Consider the following 18,315-nt stretch of genomic DNA (forward strand, 5'->3'; position numbering starts at 1 on the left):
GGCTTAGTTTGCAAAATAAAGGGTTTGAAGGATAGAAATGCCTAAAATTCAGATACAGGACAATCAGCAGGGGAATTCATCTTCTACTCGTCTGGAAAAAAACATTGAGAAGCGTGAGCGTGCATTGCGTGAAGCTCGTGAGCGTCGTCAGCAAACAATTATTGGAATTGTTGTAGTGCTGATTGTTATGGCTATGGTAGCTGCAGTTGGCATTACAGCTTACCAAGCTTTTTACCAGTCACCTCAAGCCAATATTGAAAGAATACAAATTGAGCGTTCTAATAAAGCTAAAAATCAACTAAAGAAACTTGGTGCTAAATATAAGCCGGAAGTTGTCAATTCTAAGGGCGGAATTCTTATAAGCAAGCTTGGCTACAACAAGCCTGTTGCTAAAGCTCCAACGATTGCAACTTATTTTGATCCTTTATGCCCTGGATGTGGAAACTTTAATCGCGAAGCAGATAGAGTGTTGGCTGCAATGGTTCGCGCAGGCCAAATTAATTTGGAAATACACCCAATGTCATTCTTGGATAAGATTTCTACTGATAAATATTCAACTCGTGTATCTGGCGCTATTGCCTACATTGCTAATAATGACAGCAATCCAGAGCATTTGTTGCAATTTATCAATAACATCTTTGCAAAAGACTTCCAGCCAGAAGAGGGTGATGATTATAAGCCTGTAAGCAATGAAAAGTTGATTGAACAAGCTAAAAAAGCTGGGGTAAATGATTCTGTTGCTAGTAAGGCTTTTGATCTCCAATACGTAGAGTGGCAGAATTTGATTAACAAATATACTCCTGATTTTATGGAGCTGTTAAACGTTTCTGGCTCTAACAAAGGTTCGATGACAACACCAACTGTAACTATCAATGGAAAGTTGCTAGATATTAATGCTGCTAGTAGCAAGAATATGCACACTCTTGAGGCTCTGCTGCATTGTATTGGCTTGGATAAGAAGCAAGTTGGAGTTGCAGGTCAGATGCCTAAAGTCTCAAGCACTGATTCTCCTATTGACTTGTAGTTACATAAAATATTTAACTAAAACGGACGCTAGGCTTATGCTTGACGTCCGTTTTCTTTTTTAACATTTCTTTTTAATATAAACAAACGATTACATAATTTCGTATTTTTTATTGCGAAAACTAACTATTGTTTAGATATTTAGTAATAACTTTCTACGCACTCGACACGCCGAAGCTTTGGAAAATACTGATTTTTTACTGTTTTTCTAAGATAAACATGGTATATTAAGGCTTGGCTCAACGAAGAGAAACCTTCAATGGACCAGGTAAGTAAACTGTGGACGATTGATACCCGCCGATGTAGGAATTGGGGTCATGAGTGCACACCCTTCACTACGGATCGTTCGGCACGTACCTGCCGATGAAAGGACATATCATGGCAGAAGTTGTATTTGATCATGTAACTCGTATATACCCGGGCAACGATAAGCCTTCGGTTGACGATTTGTGCATGACTATTAGAGATGGCGAGTTCCTCGTACTTGTTGGTCCATCTGGTTGCGGTAAGTCTACTACTTTGCGCATGTTGGCAGGCCTTGAAGAGGTTAACAAAGGACGTATCCTCATTGGCGGTCAAGATGTTACTACAATGCAGCCAAAGGATCGCGATATTGCAATGGTCTTCCAGAACTACGCGTTGTATCCACATATGACAGTTGCAGACAACATGGGCTTTGCTTTGAAGATTGCTGGTGTTCCTAAGGAAGAAATCCGCAAGCGTGTTGAAAAAGCAGCTGAAGTTTTGGATTTGACAGAGTATTTGGATCGTAAGCCAAAGGCTTTGTCTGGTGGTCAGCGTCAGCGCGTTGCTATGGGCCGCGCAATTGTGCGTGAACCAAAAGTCTTCCTTATGGATGAGCCTCTTTCGAACCTCGATGCTAAGCTCCGCGTGCAGACTCGTACGCAGATTGCTGCTTTGCAGCGTCAGCTTGGTGTTACTACTCTGTACGTGACCCACGATCAGACTGAGGCTTTGACAATGGGTGATCGTATTGCCGTTATCAAGCTTGGCGTTTTGCAGCAGGTTGGTGCTCCAACCGAGCTTTATGATCGCCCAGCAAACGTGTTCGTTGCAGGCTTCATTGGTTCTCCATCTATGAACATTAACCAGCATCCAGTGGTTAATGGACGTGCTCAGATTGGTGAGGATTCTATTGTTCTTCCAAGCGAAGCTGTTGATAAGCTCACTGCAGAAGATTGCGGACAGATTATTGTTGGCTTCCGTCCAGAAGACGCAAGCTTGGCAACTTTCGATGATCCAAATGCGTTCTCCTTGAAGGTTATGAACGTAGAAGATCTCGGTTCTGATGGTTACATCTATGGCAATATCATAACTGATGGTTCTCCTGAAGAGGCATCTACTATGATGTCTGATCAGAACAAGCTTACGACAATCCGCGTGAATCCACGTGCTTTGCCGAAGGTTGGCGATACTGTCAAGATTAAGATTGATCCATCTAAGATGCATCTGTTTGCACCTTCTACTGAGCTGCGTTTGAACTAAAAGCGTAGGTTTGCTTTACGAAAGCAAAATGAGCAAACTTTCGGTATAAGGGTATGGCGGGGTTCGCAATGAAAGCGAACCCCGTTTTTGCCAGCAAAATCGGTAAAAATCGGTAAAACTGTAAGAAAAATAAAAGCAAAAGCAGAATTTAAAACAAAATAAAAGCAAGCGAAAGTTTGTACATTACTGAACATGCTTTATTATGTATAGTTGTTATCAATAATTAGCCAGTGGTTGATTTGCGATTAATATTTATTGCAGATTGTATTGTTGGCACGAGCTTGATTGGTAAATGGAAACTATGGAATGGAATGACGCTCCTCAATTGGATCCGCGTGCTGTGCAGGCAACTTCTGTATCTGCACAGGACGAGAGTGCGTTGTCTCAGGAGCCTACTGCGCTTAAGATTACTGCAGCTAGTTCAAATCCTAAGATGTTTACGTTGCCGTGGGAGCTGCCACTTTCTCAATGGCCGGCTGATTTGTTTGTAAACCTTCCTCGTGGTATTTCTCGACATATTGTGCGTTTTGTTCATGTTGGCGATGAAGTTTATGCCATGAAGGAAATCACTCGTCAAGTTGCAGAACGAGAATACGAACTTTTGCGTAGATTGCGCAAGCTTGAGTTGCCAACTGTAACGCCTATAGCAGTTGTTGCAGGACGCAGAGACGCTAATGGCGAAATGCTTGAAGCAATACTTGTGACTAAGCATTTGAAATTCTCTCTGCCATATCGTGCTTTATTTGCCCGCACATTGCGACCAGACACTGCTGAACGACTTATTGATGCTTTGGCTGTACTGATGGTGCGTCTGCATCTTTCTGGCTTCTATTGGGGTGATGTTTCACTTTCTAACGTACTATTTTTGCGAGATGCTGATGCGTTTTCCGCATTCCTGGTTGACGCAGAAACTGGTGATTTGCACGGAAGTTTAACAGAAGGCCAGAGAGAATACGATATTGATTTAGCTAGAACCAATATTATTGGCGAGCTTATGGATTTGAGTTCCGGTCAGCTTTTGCCTACGGAAGTAGATGAAATTAGCATAGGCAATCGTTTAGTGGATCGCTATCATTCACTTTGGAGCACGCTTACAGACGTCGATAAGTTCAGTCCTGATGAGATGTGGCGAATTGAGCGCCGCGTTAATCGTCTTAATGAATTGGGATTTGACGTTGACGAGTTAGAAATGAAAACTTCCGAGGATGGTCGCAGAGTGCTTGTTCGTCCTCGAGTTGTGGATGCTGGTTATGCTTCGCGCAAGTTGCTACGTTTGACAGGCTTGGACGTGCAAGAAAATCAGGCTCGAAGGTTGTTAAACGATTTGGATGCATACCGCACTTCTACATGGCGTCAAGGTGAAGAGCTTGAAATCGTCGCGACTGATTGGATGCGTGAAATTTTCGAGCCAACAGTTCGTATGATTCCTCCTGAGTTTCGTTCGCAAATTGAACCAGCGCAGTTCTTCCATGAGGTTTTGGATCATCGTTGGTTTATGGCAGAAAAAGTTGGTCACGACGTTGCTATGCAAGATGCTGTGACAAGCTATATTAAAAATGTGCTTCCTCAGTACAAAATGGACAAACGCGTGCTTGCTGCAATTAACGCGGATGCTGATTCTGGCGTAGTAGATGATGAATCTACTTACTCGCAAGCAAATAATTCTGGCGCTAATATTGACGAAGATGATCAAGACGCAAGCGTTTGGGCAAGTTGATTTTTAATATAATTACTGTTTTATTAAGTAGCGCATTAAAGCATAAGTCTAAATTTGGGTATAAAAAAGTGCCCCCTGTGGGACTCGAACCCACAACCCAAGACTTAAAAGGACTCTGCTCTGCCAATTGAGCTAAAGGGGCAACAAACGCCAAGTATACTACATTCAAGAGACGAAGTGAAACAAATATACTGTTGTGCGTGTTATGAACAAATTATTGCAGTATTCCTAATGTTTCCAGTTTTGACTTAATTTGTGTAGCGGATGGTTCAACCATAAAAGTATTGTCAGCAAAAGTAACTACCGGAATATGCTTTTGACCACTAATCTCTACGGCTTTTTCGGCAGCGCCTTCTTCAGTTTCTATATCGTGCCAAATGAAATCTACGCCGTACTTGTTAAGTGCAGCTTTTGCTCTTATGCAATCGCCGCACCAATTAGCACCATATACTTCTATAGATTTATCTGCCATAAAATCTCCTTAAAACTACTAATTATTTCTAATCAGCACTAATTAATTATTAGAACATTTAGATTGCTTATTTTTGCGCAATATATTGATTTTAACAGTGTAATGAAATCTATTGTGTTGTGGTAGTTAGATTTTTAAAGTGTGACGAAGATGAGAAAAAATAGTGAAATCTATTGCTAGTGTCCCTTGATTTTCATAGGCTTAATCTCATGAACATGGTTTTAGATATGAATATGGTGATCTGGTTTGTGGCGGCGACCATAGTTATTGCTGTGTTACTAGTGGCTGTTGCAGTAATCTTGCGAATTTGCAGCCATAGTCGAGGCCCTGAAATTCCAGCAAGTGTTGATGATTCAGTTGAAGTAGGCAAGAACGAATCTAAGATTCCAGAATCAACAACTTCTCGTTTACAGCGCCTTCGAAAACGTTTATCTAATAGCGCAAATCCATTCGGTCTCACACTTTTCAATATCATAAGCAAAGACCATCTGTCTAAGGAAGACTGGGAAGATGTAGAAGATACTTTATTGATGGCTGATGTTGGCGCAAAAGCTAGTGAGGAATTAGTTGATTCTTTACGCCAAGATGCTCGTATTTCTGGAACTTCTAGTGCAGAAGATGTGCGTGAGGCTTTGCGTGCAAAACTTTTGGAATTGGTTGGTGAAAATACTGATCGTCGTTTGAATGAAAATAAGCCTGATGCGCATCATCCAGGCGTTATTATGATGGTTGGCGTAAACGGAACTGGAAAAACAACAACTGCAGGCAAGCTAGCAAGACTATTTGTTGCTCAAAAGCAATCTGTAATGATGGCTGCTGCAGATACATTCAGAGCAGCAGCAGCAGATCAGCTTGAAACCTGGGCATCTGAAGTAAATGTGCCAGTTGTTCGCGCAGATAAAGATGGTGCTGATCCTGCGTCCGTAGCTTTTACAGCAGCACAAAAAGCTAAAGAAAATAAAACTGATGTTCTTATTATTGATACTGCTGGACGTTTACAAAATAAAGCGAATTTAATGGATGAGCTTGGGAAAATTCGTAGAGTAGTAGAAAAAACTATGCCTGTAGATGAAGTACTGCTTGTTCTAGATGCTACTACTGGGCAAAATGGAATGGCTCAAGCAAAAATATTTGCTGAAGCGATTGGCATTACTGGAGTTGTACTTACAAAGCTTGATGGTTCTGCTAAAGGTGGAATTGTTGTTGCAGTTCAAAAAGAACTTGGTGTTCCTGTAAAACTTGTTGGATTAGGAGAAGGGCCGGATGATTTAATCCAATTTGATCCGCAAAGTTTTGTTGAAGGTTTGTTGGCATAAGATATATTTGAATTTCCGACTACAATAGGTAGAAAGTGATGTATCAGCTGCAATGGTTATTCCTTGCACTGTTTGAAATAATTGAGGTGAAAAATGACCACAATGGATCCGCAGTGGGCGTTGTTGGCCGGCGCATTGGTGTTTATTATCACGCCGGGTATTGCCCTATTTTATGGCGGCCGCGAACGCGCTACTTCTATGGTAAATATGATGATGTTATCCGCTGGCGCTATCGCTGTTACAACGCTTGTATGGACTTTGTGGGGATGGTCACTGGCTTTTGCTGGTAAAGATATGGCTGGCGGAGTTGTTGGCGACCCATTTAGCGGTTTACTATTCCGCGATTCTATGGTTGCAGACCATGGTGTATTTACATCTATGGATGCTAATTCCGGATTAGCTGGCGGCATTCCTGCCGCATTCCGTTTAGCTTGCGCAGTTGTTGCAGTTGCTTTAATTACAGGAGCATTGGCTGGGCGTGTGCGCTATGCTATTTGGCTTATTTTCGTGGCTGTTTGGGTTACTTTAGTATTTGCTCCGCTCGCTCATATGGTTTGTGGCGGCGGATTGCTGTCTCCTAATGGAGCTATCTCGCAAGCTTTGGGCATTCAAGTGCATGATTTTGCAGGCGGATCTTTACTACATATTGCTGCTGCAGTTTCAGCTTTTGCAATTGTTATGATTATTGGCGGACATGCTCATTTCCCATTGAAGCGTTTGGTATTGCATATTAAAAATGTTGCTCATGCCGGAACAGGAGCTGGCTCGGCATCTGCTAAAACTAATTCTCGTAATGCAAAGAGTCGTTTATCTCGAGCATTGTGGGCTGATGTTGCAAAGGCTCAGGATAATTCTTCTACCGAATCTGTTGTTTCTTCAGTAGCTACTGTGGCTGAAGTTGCTGAAACTTCTTCTCAGTCATCTGTTGAAAATGGTTCTGTTCGTCATCCGCATAATGTCCCATTTGTTATGCTTGGAATTTTCTTGATTTGGTTCGGATGGCTTGGCTTAATGATTGGCTCTTCCGCCGGTGTTCCAGGTGTTGCTGGTTATGCTTGGGTAAGCTCCACAATAACCGCATCTGCATCAATGTTGGCTTGGGGTGTGACCGAACGTTTGCGTTCTGGATGTTTCTCTGCATTGGGTGCTGCGTCCGGCGTTATGGCAGGTTTATCTGCTAGCGCAGCTGCAGCAGACGTTATTGCTCCGCTGTGGGCTTTGGTTTTGGGTGTGCTTTCTGGCGTTATTACTTCACTTGTGACTCATTCTCGCACTTTCGCACGTTATGATGGAGCTTTGCATGTTGTAAGTGTAAATGGTGTTGCAGCTCTTATTGGTGTAATTTCCGTTGGACTTTTTGCAGATGGTTCTGGTTTGCTTTCTGTTGGAGATTGGCATCAGCTTGTTGCGCAACTTTGCTTAATCGGAATTGTAGTGCTTTACTCTGGTGCTGTAACAGCTATTGTTGCTTTTGCTCTCGAAAAGCTTTTTGGATGGCGTATTTCTGAAGCTAAGGAACGTAAGGGCGTTGATTTAGCCGATCAAGGCGAACGCGCTTATGATTTCTCTGCAATTGCTCAAAGTCATGAAGGTGCTGTTGTTGCAGTGTCTGACGATGCATCAAGTAAAACTCAGATGGCCGTTCTTACTTCGGTTGATATTGCAGTTGATGACAATTCTCTGGAGTCTGAATCGACTAGTGCCGATAAGCAAACAGTTTTGGAAGCTGGTAAGGAATCAGATTCTGAAACTAATGGCGAATCTGAAAAGAGTCAGTCTGAAGTTAATTTAGACGAAAAAACATTAGAAGAAGAGCAAGAATCTAATAAAAACAATAAAAAATCTAGTAAATCTCGCGAAGATAACGGTAAGTAGAGCTGGAAAAATAGATTCCGTAAGACACGCACGAATTATTAAATGTGGATAAAAAGATAAGTTATCCACATTTAAGGCGTGTCTAAGTGGACATCTTGCAAAATTATCCACATGTTGGGGATAACAATGTGGATATATTGCGAATAACTTTGCGGAATCATATTTTTACTTGTATTTTACTCATATTTGTGTTAGCTCAATCGCGAATATTTTTATGTAGTATTTGCACAATATTGCATTTGCTGCGATTTGCTAGATAGCAGTGAAATGAAGCATTATGACGAATCAAGAGTTGGATAATCAGAATAAAAAAGAGGTACTTCGCAATATTTGGATACTTGCTGTACCAACTTTTGGACAGCTTATATCTGAACCTGCGTTCGTACTTATTGACACTGCTATTATTGGTCATATTGGCAAAAACGCGTTGGCTGGACTTTCTATTGGCTCAACAGTACTTCTTACCATTTCAGGTCTTTGCTTATTTTTGGCATACAACACAACTTCTCAAGTTGCTCGTCTTTTAGGCGCGGGGAAACGTCGAGAAGGTTTTAGTGTTGGAATGGACGGCTTGTGGCTTGCATTATTTCTTGGTGTAATTCTTACAGCATTTCTTATTTTCGCCGCTGAGCCGCTATGTTATGCAATAGGCGCGCGCGGATCTACGTTGCAAGATGCTATTGTGTACACTCAAATGGTTATGCCAGGCCTTCCAGCAATGCTTCTTGTGTATGCTGCAAACGGAATATTTCGAGGGCTTAGAAAAGTCCGTATAACCTTATTTGCTGCTGCTAGTGGCGCTGTGCTCAATACTGTTCTCGATGTGATTGCAGTTTTTGGATTAAACATGGGAATTGCCGGCTCTGGAATTGCAACAATGATTGCTCAATGGTATATGGGGCTTGTGCTCAGTATTCCAGCTGTTATTTGGGCTATGCAAAGTGGTGCTCGTCTTAAACCTAATTTTCAACATATTTTACATTCTGCAGGAACTGGCATGCCACTATTCGTGCGAACACTTGCATTGCGCGTGTGCATGGTTGCTACGGTTGTTGCTGCAACTCGTCTTGGTACAAATACGCTTGCTGCGTATCAAGTTGCTAATTCTTGCTGGAATTTTGTTATGAATATTCTCGATGCTATTGGTATTGCGGCACAAACTATTGTTGCCTCAGTGCTGGGAGCGGGCCTACGTAAGCGTGCTGGAATTATTACACGCATTTGTGCTCAAGTTGGTGCTGTAAGCAGCTTAGGAGTCGGTTTATTCATGATTTTAGTGGGGTGGAGCTGTTCGCCACTGTTTAGTCCGCGCGCAGATATTCAGATTTTAATTTCTGTAGGCATGACAATTCTTGGCTTGTTCTTGCCTCTTGCTGGATGGATGTGGGCGCTAGATGGAGTATTGATCGGAGCTGGTGATCATTCTTACTTAGCAAAATCATGCTCAGCTACGGCAGTTGTGTATTTAGGCGTACTTATTTGTACAAGCTGTTTTGACGTTGCTTTTAACGCGAACGATGTAATAAGAACAATCACATTGTGGATTGTGCTAAATTCAGTGTATATTGGCGGTCGTGCGCTGGGAAATAGTTTGCGCATTAGAAACGATTTGTGGATGAATGCTGCACTAAAACTATAAATATTTTGTAATATTACTTGCGCAAATATTTTGAAGTTTTTGTTCTTAAATACGTGCGCGCGTTTATACTCGTTTTTATGGCAGATAATGATATGTGGCAGTCTACTAATGGCAATACTGGCCGCGCAGGAAGCAATCGTGGCGGCAATGTTGGCGCACCGATATATGGTTCTGGAGCTACTCGTAACGCTGAAGGAACAAGCGGTACTACACTGTTTGATCGTGTGCCTCCGCACGATGTTGACGCCGAAATGGCAGTGCTTGGCGGAATGCTTATGAGCAAAGATGCTATCGGTGAAGTATCGCAAGTGCTAGAAACAGCAGATTTTTATCAGCCTCAGCATCAAACTATTTACGATGCTATTCTTACGCTTTTTGCAGGCTCTCAGCCTGTTGATGTTGTGCTTGTAGCTAACGAATTAATGAAGGATGGAAATCTCGATAAAGTTGGCGGAGCTGACTATTTGCACAGCCTAGTAGCTTCTGTGCCAACGGCCGCAAACGCAATGTACTACGCAGATATTGTGCATCAAAATGCTGTTCTTCGTAACGTTATTACTGCTGGAACAAAAATTGCGCAAATGGGCTATTCTGCATCCGGGGCTCAGGCAGAAGATATTGTAAATCTTGCGCAATCAGAAGTGTATGAGATGAGTGCAGGCAAAGTGCGTCAAGATTACGTTGCCATTGGTCCAGTTTTGCAAAATACTCTTGATCAGTTAGATAAAATGCAAAATCACGAACTTGAACAAGGTGTGCCGACTGGATTTAGAGATATTGACGAAGTTACGCAGGGTTTGCAGCCTGGTCAAATGATTGTTGTTGCTGGTCGTCCAGCCATGGGTAAGTCAACGCTTGGCATTGATTTTGCTCGTTCGGCGGCACTGCACCACAATATGACATCTATTGTATTCTCTCTAGAAATGAGCAAAGTGGAATTGGCTCAGCGCATTATTGCTGCAGAAACTAATATTCCACTCGCCGCCATGCGAAGAGCAGAAGATATTACTCCAGATCGTTGGAATACTCTCAATAATTTCTGGACAAAAATGCAGGATGCTCCGCTTTTTATTGACGACAGTCCAAATATGAGTTTGATGGAAATTCGTGCAAAATGCCGAAGGCTCAAGCAGACGAATGATTTGAAACTTGTAGTTATTGATTACCTTCAGCTTATGAGTTCCGGCAAGCGTGTAGAAAGTCGTCAGCAGGAAGTTTCGGAATTCTCGCGTGCGCTGAAACTTCTCGCTAAAGAGCTTGAAGTGCCAGTTGTGGCTTTGAGCCAGCTTAATCGTGGACCGGAAATGCGAAACGACAAAAAGCCGCAGCTTTCAGATTTGCGTGAATCTGGTTCTATTGAGCAGGATGCTGACGTTGTGTTCCTTGTACATAGACCTGATTTTTACAATAAGGAAGATCGCCCGGGCGAAGCCGATATTATTATGGCAAAGCATCGTAATGGTCCTACTGATACGTTTAATCTTGCCTTCTTGGGTGCAACTTCCAAGTTCATGGATATGCCGCAAGATTACCAGCAGGCGGGAGTGTGATTTAGTATGTCAAGCGGCGACCATGAATCGCGTAAAAAGTTTCACAAAGATTTGCATAAGCATTGGTACAGCTTTGCCATGCCTGCTGTTGGGAAACTTGTTTGCGCACTTTCTAGGCTGCTTCATCATGGTGGAAGCGCATTGCCTGGTAAAGTTATTGAGAGCCTCGATTCAGGCTTTTTAGCGCGTACTCTTTCCACATTGCCATACGGAATAGTGCTCGTTTCTGGGACCAATGGCAAAACTACCACAACGCGTATGGTAACTTCTATGCTGCGCGAGGCGGGGCTTAACGTATTTACTAATCCAACCGGTTCAAACTTTACTAGAGGAGTAGTTGCAGCTCTTGCAAAAACAATGCCGGCTTTTGGCACAAAGCTTGACGCAGATATTGCAGTTTTAGAGCTTGACGAAGCGTATGCAGTGCATTTCGTAAATCAAATCAAGCCTCGTTACTCTTTATTGCTAAACGTTATGCGAGATCAGCTCGACCGATTCGGCGAAATTGACACAACCGCAAAACTATTAAGCAACGTAGCTGCCACAACCGAAGGAACAGTAGTGCTAAACCGTGAGGATCCACGTATTTGTGCGCTCGCAAGCTTTGTTCCTTCCGGCGCTTGCGTGCAATATTTTGGTTTAGATGATGCTGTAAAAAGCATGTTTCCAACTGATGATGATTTGCACAATAGCACTGAAAAAAGCGAAAATTGCGAAGATGTTGCAGTGGGGAAAAATAGCAATCTTCCTAAAGCAGACGTTGTGCTTTCAAAAGTTGGAGACCACGAGGCTGAGTTTATACTTGATGGCAAGCGCAAAACCACATCTGTAAAACTTGACGGCGCTTACAATATTTTCAACGCTGCTGCTGCAGCAACAGTAGTTCGCGCTATCTTAGCGGATGCTGCAAAACAAAATTCTGCGCTGCAAAAATTCGACGACGATGCGCTTATGGAAGCGATTTCGCACGTAACTCCTGCTTTTGGTAGAGGCGAAGTAATTGAAGTTAATGGCGCTCCTGTTGAACTTGTTTTAGTGAAGAATCCTATTGGTTTTAGGCTTGCGATTGCTTCGGATCATCCGCAAAATCACGATACCATGATTGCAATTTGCGACGAATACGCTGACGGTAGAGACATGAGCTGGCTGTGGGACGTTGATTTTGCAAGCTTTAGAAGCGCGGGAGTTGCATGCGTTTCTGGAACTCGAGCGTGGGATATGGCTTTGCGCCTGCAATATGATAAGGTCTCATCTCGCAATGTGAATACGGATTTGGAAGAAGACGTTAAATCTTTCGTGAACGGCGATTTTAGTGGCAATGCTAAAACCGCTAAACGCATATACTGCACGTATACTGCCATGCTTCGCGTGCGCGCGGCTTTAGCGCAACTTGCGGAAGTTAAAGACGTTGGAGTCGGAAAGTAATAGTCATGAATGGTTCCAGTGATATTAGTAAAGCAAATGCTACTTGTGAGGAAAATCGCGTGCTAGATATTGTGTCGCTATATCCAAAAGACATGAATATTTACGGCGACTATGGCAATGTGCTTACGATTATGCGCCGAGCGGAATTGTACGGTTACAAGCCCGTGCTTCACGAGTACAACGTTGGCGAAGATTGGCCAGAGCGTGTGGATATGATTCTTGGCGGCGGCGGTCAAGATCATGGGCAAAGTAGAGTTACTGAAGATTTATTTGCGCGCGCAGACGCGATTCGTGAGCTTGCAGAAAATGGCGTTCCAATGCTTATGATTTGCGGACTTTACCAGCTTTTTGGAGAGTATTTTGAAACCGTTGAGGGTCAAAAGCTTAAAGGAATTGGAATACTTGGCGAGCATACCGTTGGTCAAGATGTGCGCATGATTGGAAATCTAGTAGAGCATAGCGCCGATTTTGGCGATATTGTGGGCTACGAGAACCATTCCGGGCGCACAAGCTTGCAAGATGGAACGCTGCCACTTGGCTCGGTTGATAGTGAAAATTGCGGTAATAATGGCAAAGATCACACGGAAGGAGCGCGCAAATACAATGTTATTGGAACGTATATGCACGGCTCAGTTTTGCCGAAAAATCCGCGTCTGGCTGACTTTTTAATTCTTACGGCTGCACAAAATCGTTACGGTGAATTTGCGCCAAAGCAGACTGATTCTCAACGCGCGGAGCTTGCGAAACTAGACGAATTGGCAGACCGCGCTCGCGAGGTAGCAATAACTCGTCCGCGGTAAATGAGCATAGGTGTATACAGGATTTAGTAGAAGTTTGATTGATTATTTTATTTTATTTTATTTTATGCTGAGTGTTACTCAATGCGTAGAATTATGTGATAAAAAACACTAAAATATGTATAATTATGTGATTAAATGCACCAAAACATATATAATAATGTGATATACGATAAAAGATAACGCAAAATATAACAGAACAGCAATGAAACTAAGCGTAGAAACAGCCAAGCGTTAATACGGCTGCAATATCTAATAGCGTAACGCAAGATGAAAGGTGAGTAATCATGAAAAGGCTGATTATGAGCAAACTTTTAGCATGGAAGAACTCGCCGTACCGTAAACCGTTGATATTAAAAGGCGTGCGTCAAGTTGGTAAAACTTGGATACTAAAAGAATTTGGTAAGCTTTACTACAAAAATATTGCTTATTTTAACTTCGACGAAAACAAAGAATATAAGCAATTCTTTGAAACCACTAAAAATGTGGAGCGAATTTTACAAAACCTAATGCTTGCAAGTGGTCAAAAAATCGAACCAGAAAACACGCTTATTATATTTGACGAGGTTCAGGACTGTCCAGAAGTAATAAACTCGATGAAATATTTTTGTGAAAACGCTCCGCAATATCATGTTGCCTGCGCTGGATCATTGCTTGGAATAACGCTTGCCAAACCATCTTCATTCCCAGTTGGAAAAGTTAATTTTATGCAAATAAACCCAATGACTTTCACAGAGTTTTTACTTGCTAATGGAGATGAAAATCTAGCGAAGTTTATTGAACAAATCGATAAAATAGAGCCGATTCCAGACGCATTTTTTAATCCTCTATACGAGAAATTAAAAATGTATTATGTTACAGGAGGCATGCCTGAGTCAGTTTTAATGTGGGCTAAAGCGCGAGATGTGAACGCAATGCAAGATACATTGTTTGAGATTATAACAGCTTATGAACGAGATTTTGCAAAGCATCCTAATGTTAGTGAGTTTCCTAAAATATCAATGATTTGGAATTCTATTCCGTCTCAACTTGCGCGTGAAAACAAAAAATTCTTGTATAAAGTTGTTAAAAATGGTGCGCGAGCAAGAGAATATGAAGATGCTTTGCAATGGCTAGTATCGGCACAATTGGTGTATAAAATTTATAGAAGTACTGCACCGAGTTTACCTATTGCTGCTTATGATGATGTATCTGCTTTTAAGATTTATTTGGCAGATGTTGGTTTGTTAAGGCGATTAGCAAAACTTGCTCCGACCGCGTTTTCGGAAGGCAATAGGCTGTTTACTGAGTTTAAAGGTGCTTTAACAGAAAATTATGTTTTGCAAGCGCTACTTACTCAATTTGAAGTGACGCCTAGATACTGGTCTCAAACAAATCCGCCGTATGAAGTGGACTTTCTTATTCAACGAGAAAATGATATTTTCCCTGTTGAGGTTAAATCTGAAGCAAATATTAATAGTAGAAGTTTGAAAAAGTTTAAAGAATTATTCCCTAATCAAACGAAATTACGTATACGATTCTCGCTGAATAATCTAAAACTAGATGATGATATGTTGAATATTCCGTTATTTATGGCTGATTATACGGATAAGCTTATAGAACTTGCGCTGAAAGAAAACAACCTGTAATAACGTGTGAGTTACCTTTTAACCTGACAACAAACAAGTTTTTTTAATTGATTGATAAACACAAAAGCCTGCTGAAGATTGCAAAGTGTTGCAAATCAGCAGGCTTTTTGTAGTTTTAGAATTTTTAACTGGATTTTCCTTATCTATTCACCTTGATTTGGTATTGGTGGGATATGGTTAAATAATGATTTTAATTCATCAACAATTGCAGCTTTTTGCCATTCTTCCATGCCATTCTTCCACACCAAATCATTAGCAGTGAATTGTCCATAAGTTGCCATTTGCATCAATGTTGGAATATTAAAAGGTCCAGTTGGCTTACCGTTGACAGCAATGTAATAAGATGAAGTAGGAATTGGTGGTGGAGCTACGTTAGATTGTATTGGCTGGTTTATGCCGCCTATTATGTTATTCACAGCTCCAGCAATATTATTTCCAACTACGCCTCCAACAGCCATGCTTGCCATCATTGCTGCAGGATTAAAACCGCTTAAACCGCCATCTCCAAGATTTATATTTCCAGCACCATTTTCGCCCATTTGTCCTAAAGCGTTTGCTCCAGCAACACCTACTTCTGCTTGCTTCTCAATCTGGAACGCGCCGATATTTGTAGATTGTGTTGCCTTATGCTGAGCATACTGGCCTTCTTCGCGTTGGACTCGCAAAGTTTCTTCATAGTTTTTTATTTCAATTTGTTGTTTATCTGAAATATTTTTAATATGAGCCGCAGCTTCTGCTTCAGCGGTTGCGCTTACTATATTCTTGGTTACTCGCATAAGCTGCTTGTATCCGTCGCTTGTTTTATCTATTTCAATAGCGCCAACATCAACAGCAGATAACATAACGCCAAATGTTGTTTCTAGTCGTTCTTTTATGTCATGCTCTACTGCGTCGTTTATTTGTTGCGTTCTTGTTTCAAGCTGAATTACGGGAATCCTATAATTTGTAGGCGCGTTAGTCACAATATTTTTTATATAGCGATTAACTGCATCGCAAATTTGGTGACTAAAATCTTCAAGGTTAAAGTTATTAAGCCTGTGCAATTTAATAAATTCTCGGTAATTTTTGATGCTAAAGCTAATTGTTCCTCGAACTGCAACAGGTACACCGAAATCTACAAACCTTGGATCGTATACATCAAAGAACGGCACAGCGAATTTTACTTGAATAATTTGAGCAAGATTAATAAAATAAACCTCTGCTTGGAAAGGAGTTCCGCCTTTGTATGCAAGTCCGACGATGCTTGCAAGAACAGGGAGGTTATCGGTTTTAATTGTTTGATCAAAAGGACCAACAATAAAATCCTGCATTATGCCATTTTTTTGGTTATATACAAAAACTGCCACTTCGCCATCTTTGACTCTTAAAGATGATCCAAAACGAATAGCATTCTCTCTATTATTTTCCCCAAGCTCTGAGCCAGAAGGACGCCATTTCCATATTAGGTAAGAAGGCTCATCGCAGCGTATTTCGTCCATAATTCCTACGCCTCTTTTTGTTTTATCAAATAAAAACATTTTTACAACCTATCTAAACAAGTTATAGCGTTTGTTTAACAGAAATATAACCAGAAGAGCAATTATTACGATAATGACTGTGATTGTAATAGTTGCAATATAATTCCATTCGATTCCAGCCATGAATAATAGCAATGAAAAAGGTCCTATAAAAAGCCCTGTAAGAATCGAATAAAGTTTTAGCTTTGCGCGTTTTATTTCCTTCTTTTTATTTTCGTACATATTTTTTAGTTCAACAAAGCTAGGATTATCATACATGATAATTTTTGCTTTCTGATAGACTTGATCTAATTTTGCAATCCACGCCTTCGTAATTACATCATCAGTTCCCTTTTTAGCGTTGATGTTAGATGCTGCTAATATCATAAATTCCATAATATCTTCTTTGGAATTTGGAACAGTAAAATTAATTATAAGAGATGCTTTTTCTTCATCTTTTTGGTCTTCAAAATCGTCAAGAGCTTCTTTGAGCGCGTCTTCATTTTTAAAATCTTTGCCAAATACCATTTTCATAACAGATCTTTTTTCTTCTGTAATTGGCATTTTCTTGGCAGATATATTTTCTAATTTTGTTACCAACTCCTGAGTGGAAGATACGGAGTGAATTCCCCTAATTTCTTTTCCACAAGTCGGGCATACGGTAACAAATGAACCTATTATCTCTCCACAGTTTGAGCATTTATGAACGCTGCCATCATAAATAGTTTTGCGTTCTGTAGAATTCTCTATAAAGGATTGGTTGGCTAGCTGTTCAGAAACCTGAGTATCATCATTGACCTTCTGACCACAATTTTTACAAAACTTGGAATCGTCATCTAATTTCATTCCACAGTGAAAACAAAAATCTTTTTTCATATTTTTCACCTTCTAGCTTCTATCATCATCTCAAAATTAATAGATTTTTTATTTTTGCTTTAATTTGACTAAATAAACCGCATCTTCTAAATTTGCGCTTATCTTCTTAGTTAAGATTTAGTGGTGCAGTTTAGTACAGCAAGACTTAATTTTTTTGCCATAATTTATTCCCCTTCGTTAAATTTATAAATAGGTTAAGAAGAGTATAACAAATAATGTTAGTTTTTTTAAAAACGTATTATGAAACATTCTAATTGCGCGAGTGTTTTGATAATGTTCGTGAAGCGGCCATAACTCGTCCGCGGTAAATTAACATAGGCGTATACGCGATTTAGTAGAAGTTTGATTGATTATTTTATTTTATTTTATTTTATGCGCATAGTGTGTATAATCTACGCATTAACCCATCTGTTGTTAAGTCAATCTGGCGCCAGGCGGGAATTAGTGAAACAAAGGTGAAATGATGAAACTAGCGTATCCTGTTATTCTTACTCCATACGAAGATAATAGCGGAGGTTTTGTTGCAGAAGTTCCTGATTTGCCAGGGTGTGTAACTGGCGGTAGTAATCTTGCAGATGCCTTGATTATGGCAGAAGATGCAGCAAGTGGATGGGTTCTTACAGAACTCGAAAGTGGTAAGACTGCGCCAAAAGCTAGCGATATTAGTGATATTGTTGTAGAAAATCCTAATTCAAAGTTATCTATGGTTGCGCTTGATATGGATTCTTATGCTGCAAAATATGGTTCTCAGTCAGTTCGTAAAAATGTTACTGTTCCAGCTTGGCTTGACACTTGGGCACAAAAAGCTGGCATCAGCTACAGTGGTACTTTGCGAGATGCTTTAGAAGCTTTATATGCTAAAGGAGCTGTGAATAAAGCTTAGTTGTATTAGTAGTTATATTATCTGATTTGTGATGCAATATTGCAGCAATCAATTAATACAAAAGCAAAAGCCTGCTGAAAATCGCAAAGTGTTGCAAATCAGCAGGCTTTTT

The 18,315-nt window shown here is 40.9% G+C and carries 14 protein-coding genes and 1 tRNA gene; 11 read left to right on the plus strand and 4 right to left on the minus strand.

What is annotated here, in order from left to right; genetic code table 11:
• Positions 1-37: 37 nt before the first annotated feature.
• From ACJV7B_RS03160 to ACJV7B_RS03170, 3 genes are all read left to right on the plus strand, one after another.
• A complete protein-coding gene (locus tag ACJV7B_RS03160) occupies positions 38-1,024 on the plus strand; it encodes a DsbA family protein (RefSeq protein ID WP_004136573.1) in 987 nt (328 codons plus the stop codon).
• Positions 1,025-1,401: 377 nt separating this feature from the next.
• On the plus strand, positions 1,402-2,529 hold the full coding sequence (locus ACJV7B_RS03165; RefSeq protein WP_119521024.1) for an ABC transporter ATP-binding protein: 1,128 nt from the start codon (positions 1,402-1,404) through the stop codon (positions 2,527-2,529).
• A gap of 301 nt (positions 2,530-2,830) precedes the next feature.
• Entirely contained in the window at positions 2,831-4,246 is a 1,416-nt protein-coding gene (locus ACJV7B_RS03170) for a DUF4032 domain-containing protein (RefSeq protein ID WP_032841644.1), read from the plus strand.
• Between the two features lie 69 nt (positions 4,247-4,315).
• Here the strand turns inward: ACJV7B_RS03170 and ACJV7B_RS03175 are convergent.
• Together ACJV7B_RS03175 and ACJV7B_RS03180 are read right to left on the minus strand one after the other, a co-directional pair.
• Positions 4,316-4,388 (minus strand) — tRNA-Lys (locus tag ACJV7B_RS03175).
• Between the two features lie 72 nt (positions 4,389-4,460).
• On the minus strand, positions 4,461-4,718 hold the full coding sequence (locus ACJV7B_RS03180) for a glutaredoxin domain-containing protein (protein WP_004126433.1): 258 nt from the start codon (positions 4,716-4,718) through the stop codon (positions 4,461-4,463).
• Between the two features lie 209 nt (positions 4,719-4,927).
• Between ACJV7B_RS03180 and ftsY the strand changes: the two genes are divergently transcribed.
• The 7 genes from ftsY (at position 4,928) to ACJV7B_RS03215 (ending at position 14,948) form a co-directional block, all read left to right on the plus strand.
• The gene (gene ftsY / locus ACJV7B_RS03185) at positions 4,928-6,034 is read left to right on the plus strand and encodes a signal recognition particle-docking protein FtsY (RefSeq protein ID WP_004136562.1); all 1,107 of its coding nucleotides are present in this window, start codon (positions 4,928-4,930) and stop codon (positions 6,032-6,034) included.
• A gap of 93 nt (positions 6,035-6,127) precedes the next feature.
• Positions 6,128-7,909, plus strand: a complete 1,782-nt coding sequence (locus ACJV7B_RS03190; protein ID WP_419388955.1) for an ammonium transporter — start codon at positions 6,128-6,130, stop codon at positions 7,907-7,909.
• A 277-nt stretch (positions 7,910-8,186) separates the two neighbouring features.
• Positions 8,187-9,548 carry an MATE family efflux transporter gene (locus ACJV7B_RS03195; protein WP_419388956.1) on the plus strand — a complete coding sequence of 454 codons (1,362 nt, stop codon included), beginning with the start codon at positions 8,187-8,189 and terminating at the stop codon, positions 9,546-9,548.
• A gap of 77 nt (positions 9,549-9,625) precedes the next feature.
• Positions 9,626-11,098: a replicative DNA helicase gene (gene dnaB / locus ACJV7B_RS03200; protein WP_308582801.1), complete on the plus strand. Its 1,473-nt coding sequence runs from the start codon at positions 9,626-9,628 to the stop codon at positions 11,096-11,098.
• A gap of 6 nt (positions 11,099-11,104) precedes the next feature.
• On the plus strand, positions 11,105-12,523 hold the full coding sequence (locus ACJV7B_RS03205) for a MurT ligase domain-containing protein (RefSeq protein WP_419388957.1): 1,419 nt from the start codon (positions 11,105-11,107) through the stop codon (positions 12,521-12,523).
• A gap of 5 nt (positions 12,524-12,528) precedes the next feature.
• Positions 12,529-13,323, plus strand: coding sequence for a type 1 glutamine amidotransferase (locus tag ACJV7B_RS03210; protein ID WP_419388958.1), 795 nt, complete (start codon positions 12,529-12,531; stop codon positions 13,321-13,323).
• A gap of 284 nt (positions 13,324-13,607) precedes the next feature.
• A complete protein-coding gene (locus ACJV7B_RS03215) occupies positions 13,608-14,948 on the plus strand; it encodes an ATP-binding protein (protein WP_419388959.1) in 1,341 nt (446 codons plus the stop codon).
• Between the two features lie 143 nt (positions 14,949-15,091).
• Here ACJV7B_RS03215 and ACJV7B_RS03220 read toward each other — a convergent pair whose 3' ends face one another.
• Together ACJV7B_RS03220 and ACJV7B_RS03225 are read right to left on the minus strand one after the other, a co-directional pair.
• On the minus strand, positions 15,092-16,426 hold the full coding sequence (locus ACJV7B_RS03220) for an SPFH domain-containing protein (RefSeq protein ID WP_419388960.1): 1,335 nt from the start codon (positions 16,424-16,426) through the stop codon (positions 15,092-15,094).
• Positions 16,427-16,474: 48 nt separating this feature from the next.
• On the minus strand, positions 16,475-17,320 hold the full coding sequence (locus ACJV7B_RS03225; RefSeq protein WP_419388961.1) for a zinc ribbon domain-containing protein: 846 nt from the start codon (positions 17,318-17,320) through the stop codon (positions 16,475-16,477).
• A 463-nt stretch (positions 17,321-17,783) separates the two neighbouring features.
• On the opposite strand from ACJV7B_RS03225, the gene ACJV7B_RS03230 reads away from it, so the two are divergent.
• Positions 17,784-18,203, plus strand: a complete 420-nt coding sequence (locus ACJV7B_RS03230; protein ID WP_004136546.1) for a type II toxin-antitoxin system HicB family antitoxin — start codon at positions 17,784-17,786, stop codon at positions 18,201-18,203.
• Positions 18,204-18,315: the final 112 nt, after the last annotated feature.

Origin of the sequence: Gardnerella bretellae, assembly GCF_048545135.1 — a bacterium.
Taxonomy (GTDB): domain Bacteria; phylum Actinomycetota; class Actinomycetes; order Actinomycetales; family Bifidobacteriaceae; genus Bifidobacterium; species Bifidobacterium greenwoodii.

What these genes read in the sequence shown, in the direction of transcription:
- ACJV7B_RS03225 (WP_419388961.1), bottom strand. Translation starts at nt 17,320, where the DNA reads ATGAAAAAAGATTTTTGTTTTCACTGTGGAATGAAATTAGATGACGAT.
- ACJV7B_RS03230 (WP_004136546.1), top strand. Translation starts at nt 17,784, where the DNA reads ATGAAACTAGCGTATCCTGTTATTCTTACTCCATACGAAGATAATAGC.
- ACJV7B_RS03180 (WP_004126433.1), bottom strand. Translation starts at nt 4,718, where the DNA reads ATGGCAGATAAATCTATAGAAGTATATGGTGCTAATTGGTGCGGCGAT.
- ACJV7B_RS03220 (WP_419388960.1), bottom strand. Translation starts at nt 16,426, where the DNA reads ATGGACGAAATACGCTGCGATGAGCCTTCTTACCTAATATGGAAATGG.
- ACJV7B_RS03165 (WP_119521024.1), top strand. Translation starts at nt 1,402, where the DNA reads ATGGCAGAAGTTGTATTTGATCATGTAACTCGTATATACCCGGGCAAC.
- ACJV7B_RS03210 (WP_419388958.1), top strand. Translation starts at nt 12,529, where the DNA reads ATGAATGGTTCCAGTGATATTAGTAAAGCAAATGCTACTTGTGAGGAA.
- ACJV7B_RS03190 (WP_419388955.1), top strand. Translation starts at nt 6,128, where the DNA reads ATGACCACAATGGATCCGCAGTGGGCGTTGTTGGCCGGCGCATTGGTG.
- ACJV7B_RS03205 (WP_419388957.1), top strand. Translation starts at nt 11,105, where the DNA reads ATGTCAAGCGGCGACCATGAATCGCGTAAAAAGTTTCACAAAGATTTG.
- ftsY (WP_004136562.1), top strand. Translation starts at nt 4,928, where the DNA reads ATGAACATGGTTTTAGATATGAATATGGTGATCTGGTTTGTGGCGGCG.
- ACJV7B_RS03215 (WP_419388959.1), top strand. Translation starts at nt 13,608, where the DNA reads ATGAAAAGGCTGATTATGAGCAAACTTTTAGCATGGAAGAACTCGCCG.
- dnaB (WP_308582801.1), top strand. Translation starts at nt 9,626, where the DNA reads ATGGCAGATAATGATATGTGGCAGTCTACTAATGGCAATACTGGCCGC.
- ACJV7B_RS03195 (WP_419388956.1), top strand. Translation starts at nt 8,187, where the DNA reads ATGACGAATCAAGAGTTGGATAATCAGAATAAAAAAGAGGTACTTCGC.
- ACJV7B_RS03170 (WP_032841644.1), top strand. Translation starts at nt 2,831, where the DNA reads ATGGAATGGAATGACGCTCCTCAATTGGATCCGCGTGCTGTGCAGGCA.
- ACJV7B_RS03160 (WP_004136573.1), top strand. Translation starts at nt 38, where the DNA reads ATGCCTAAAATTCAGATACAGGACAATCAGCAGGGGAATTCATCTTCT.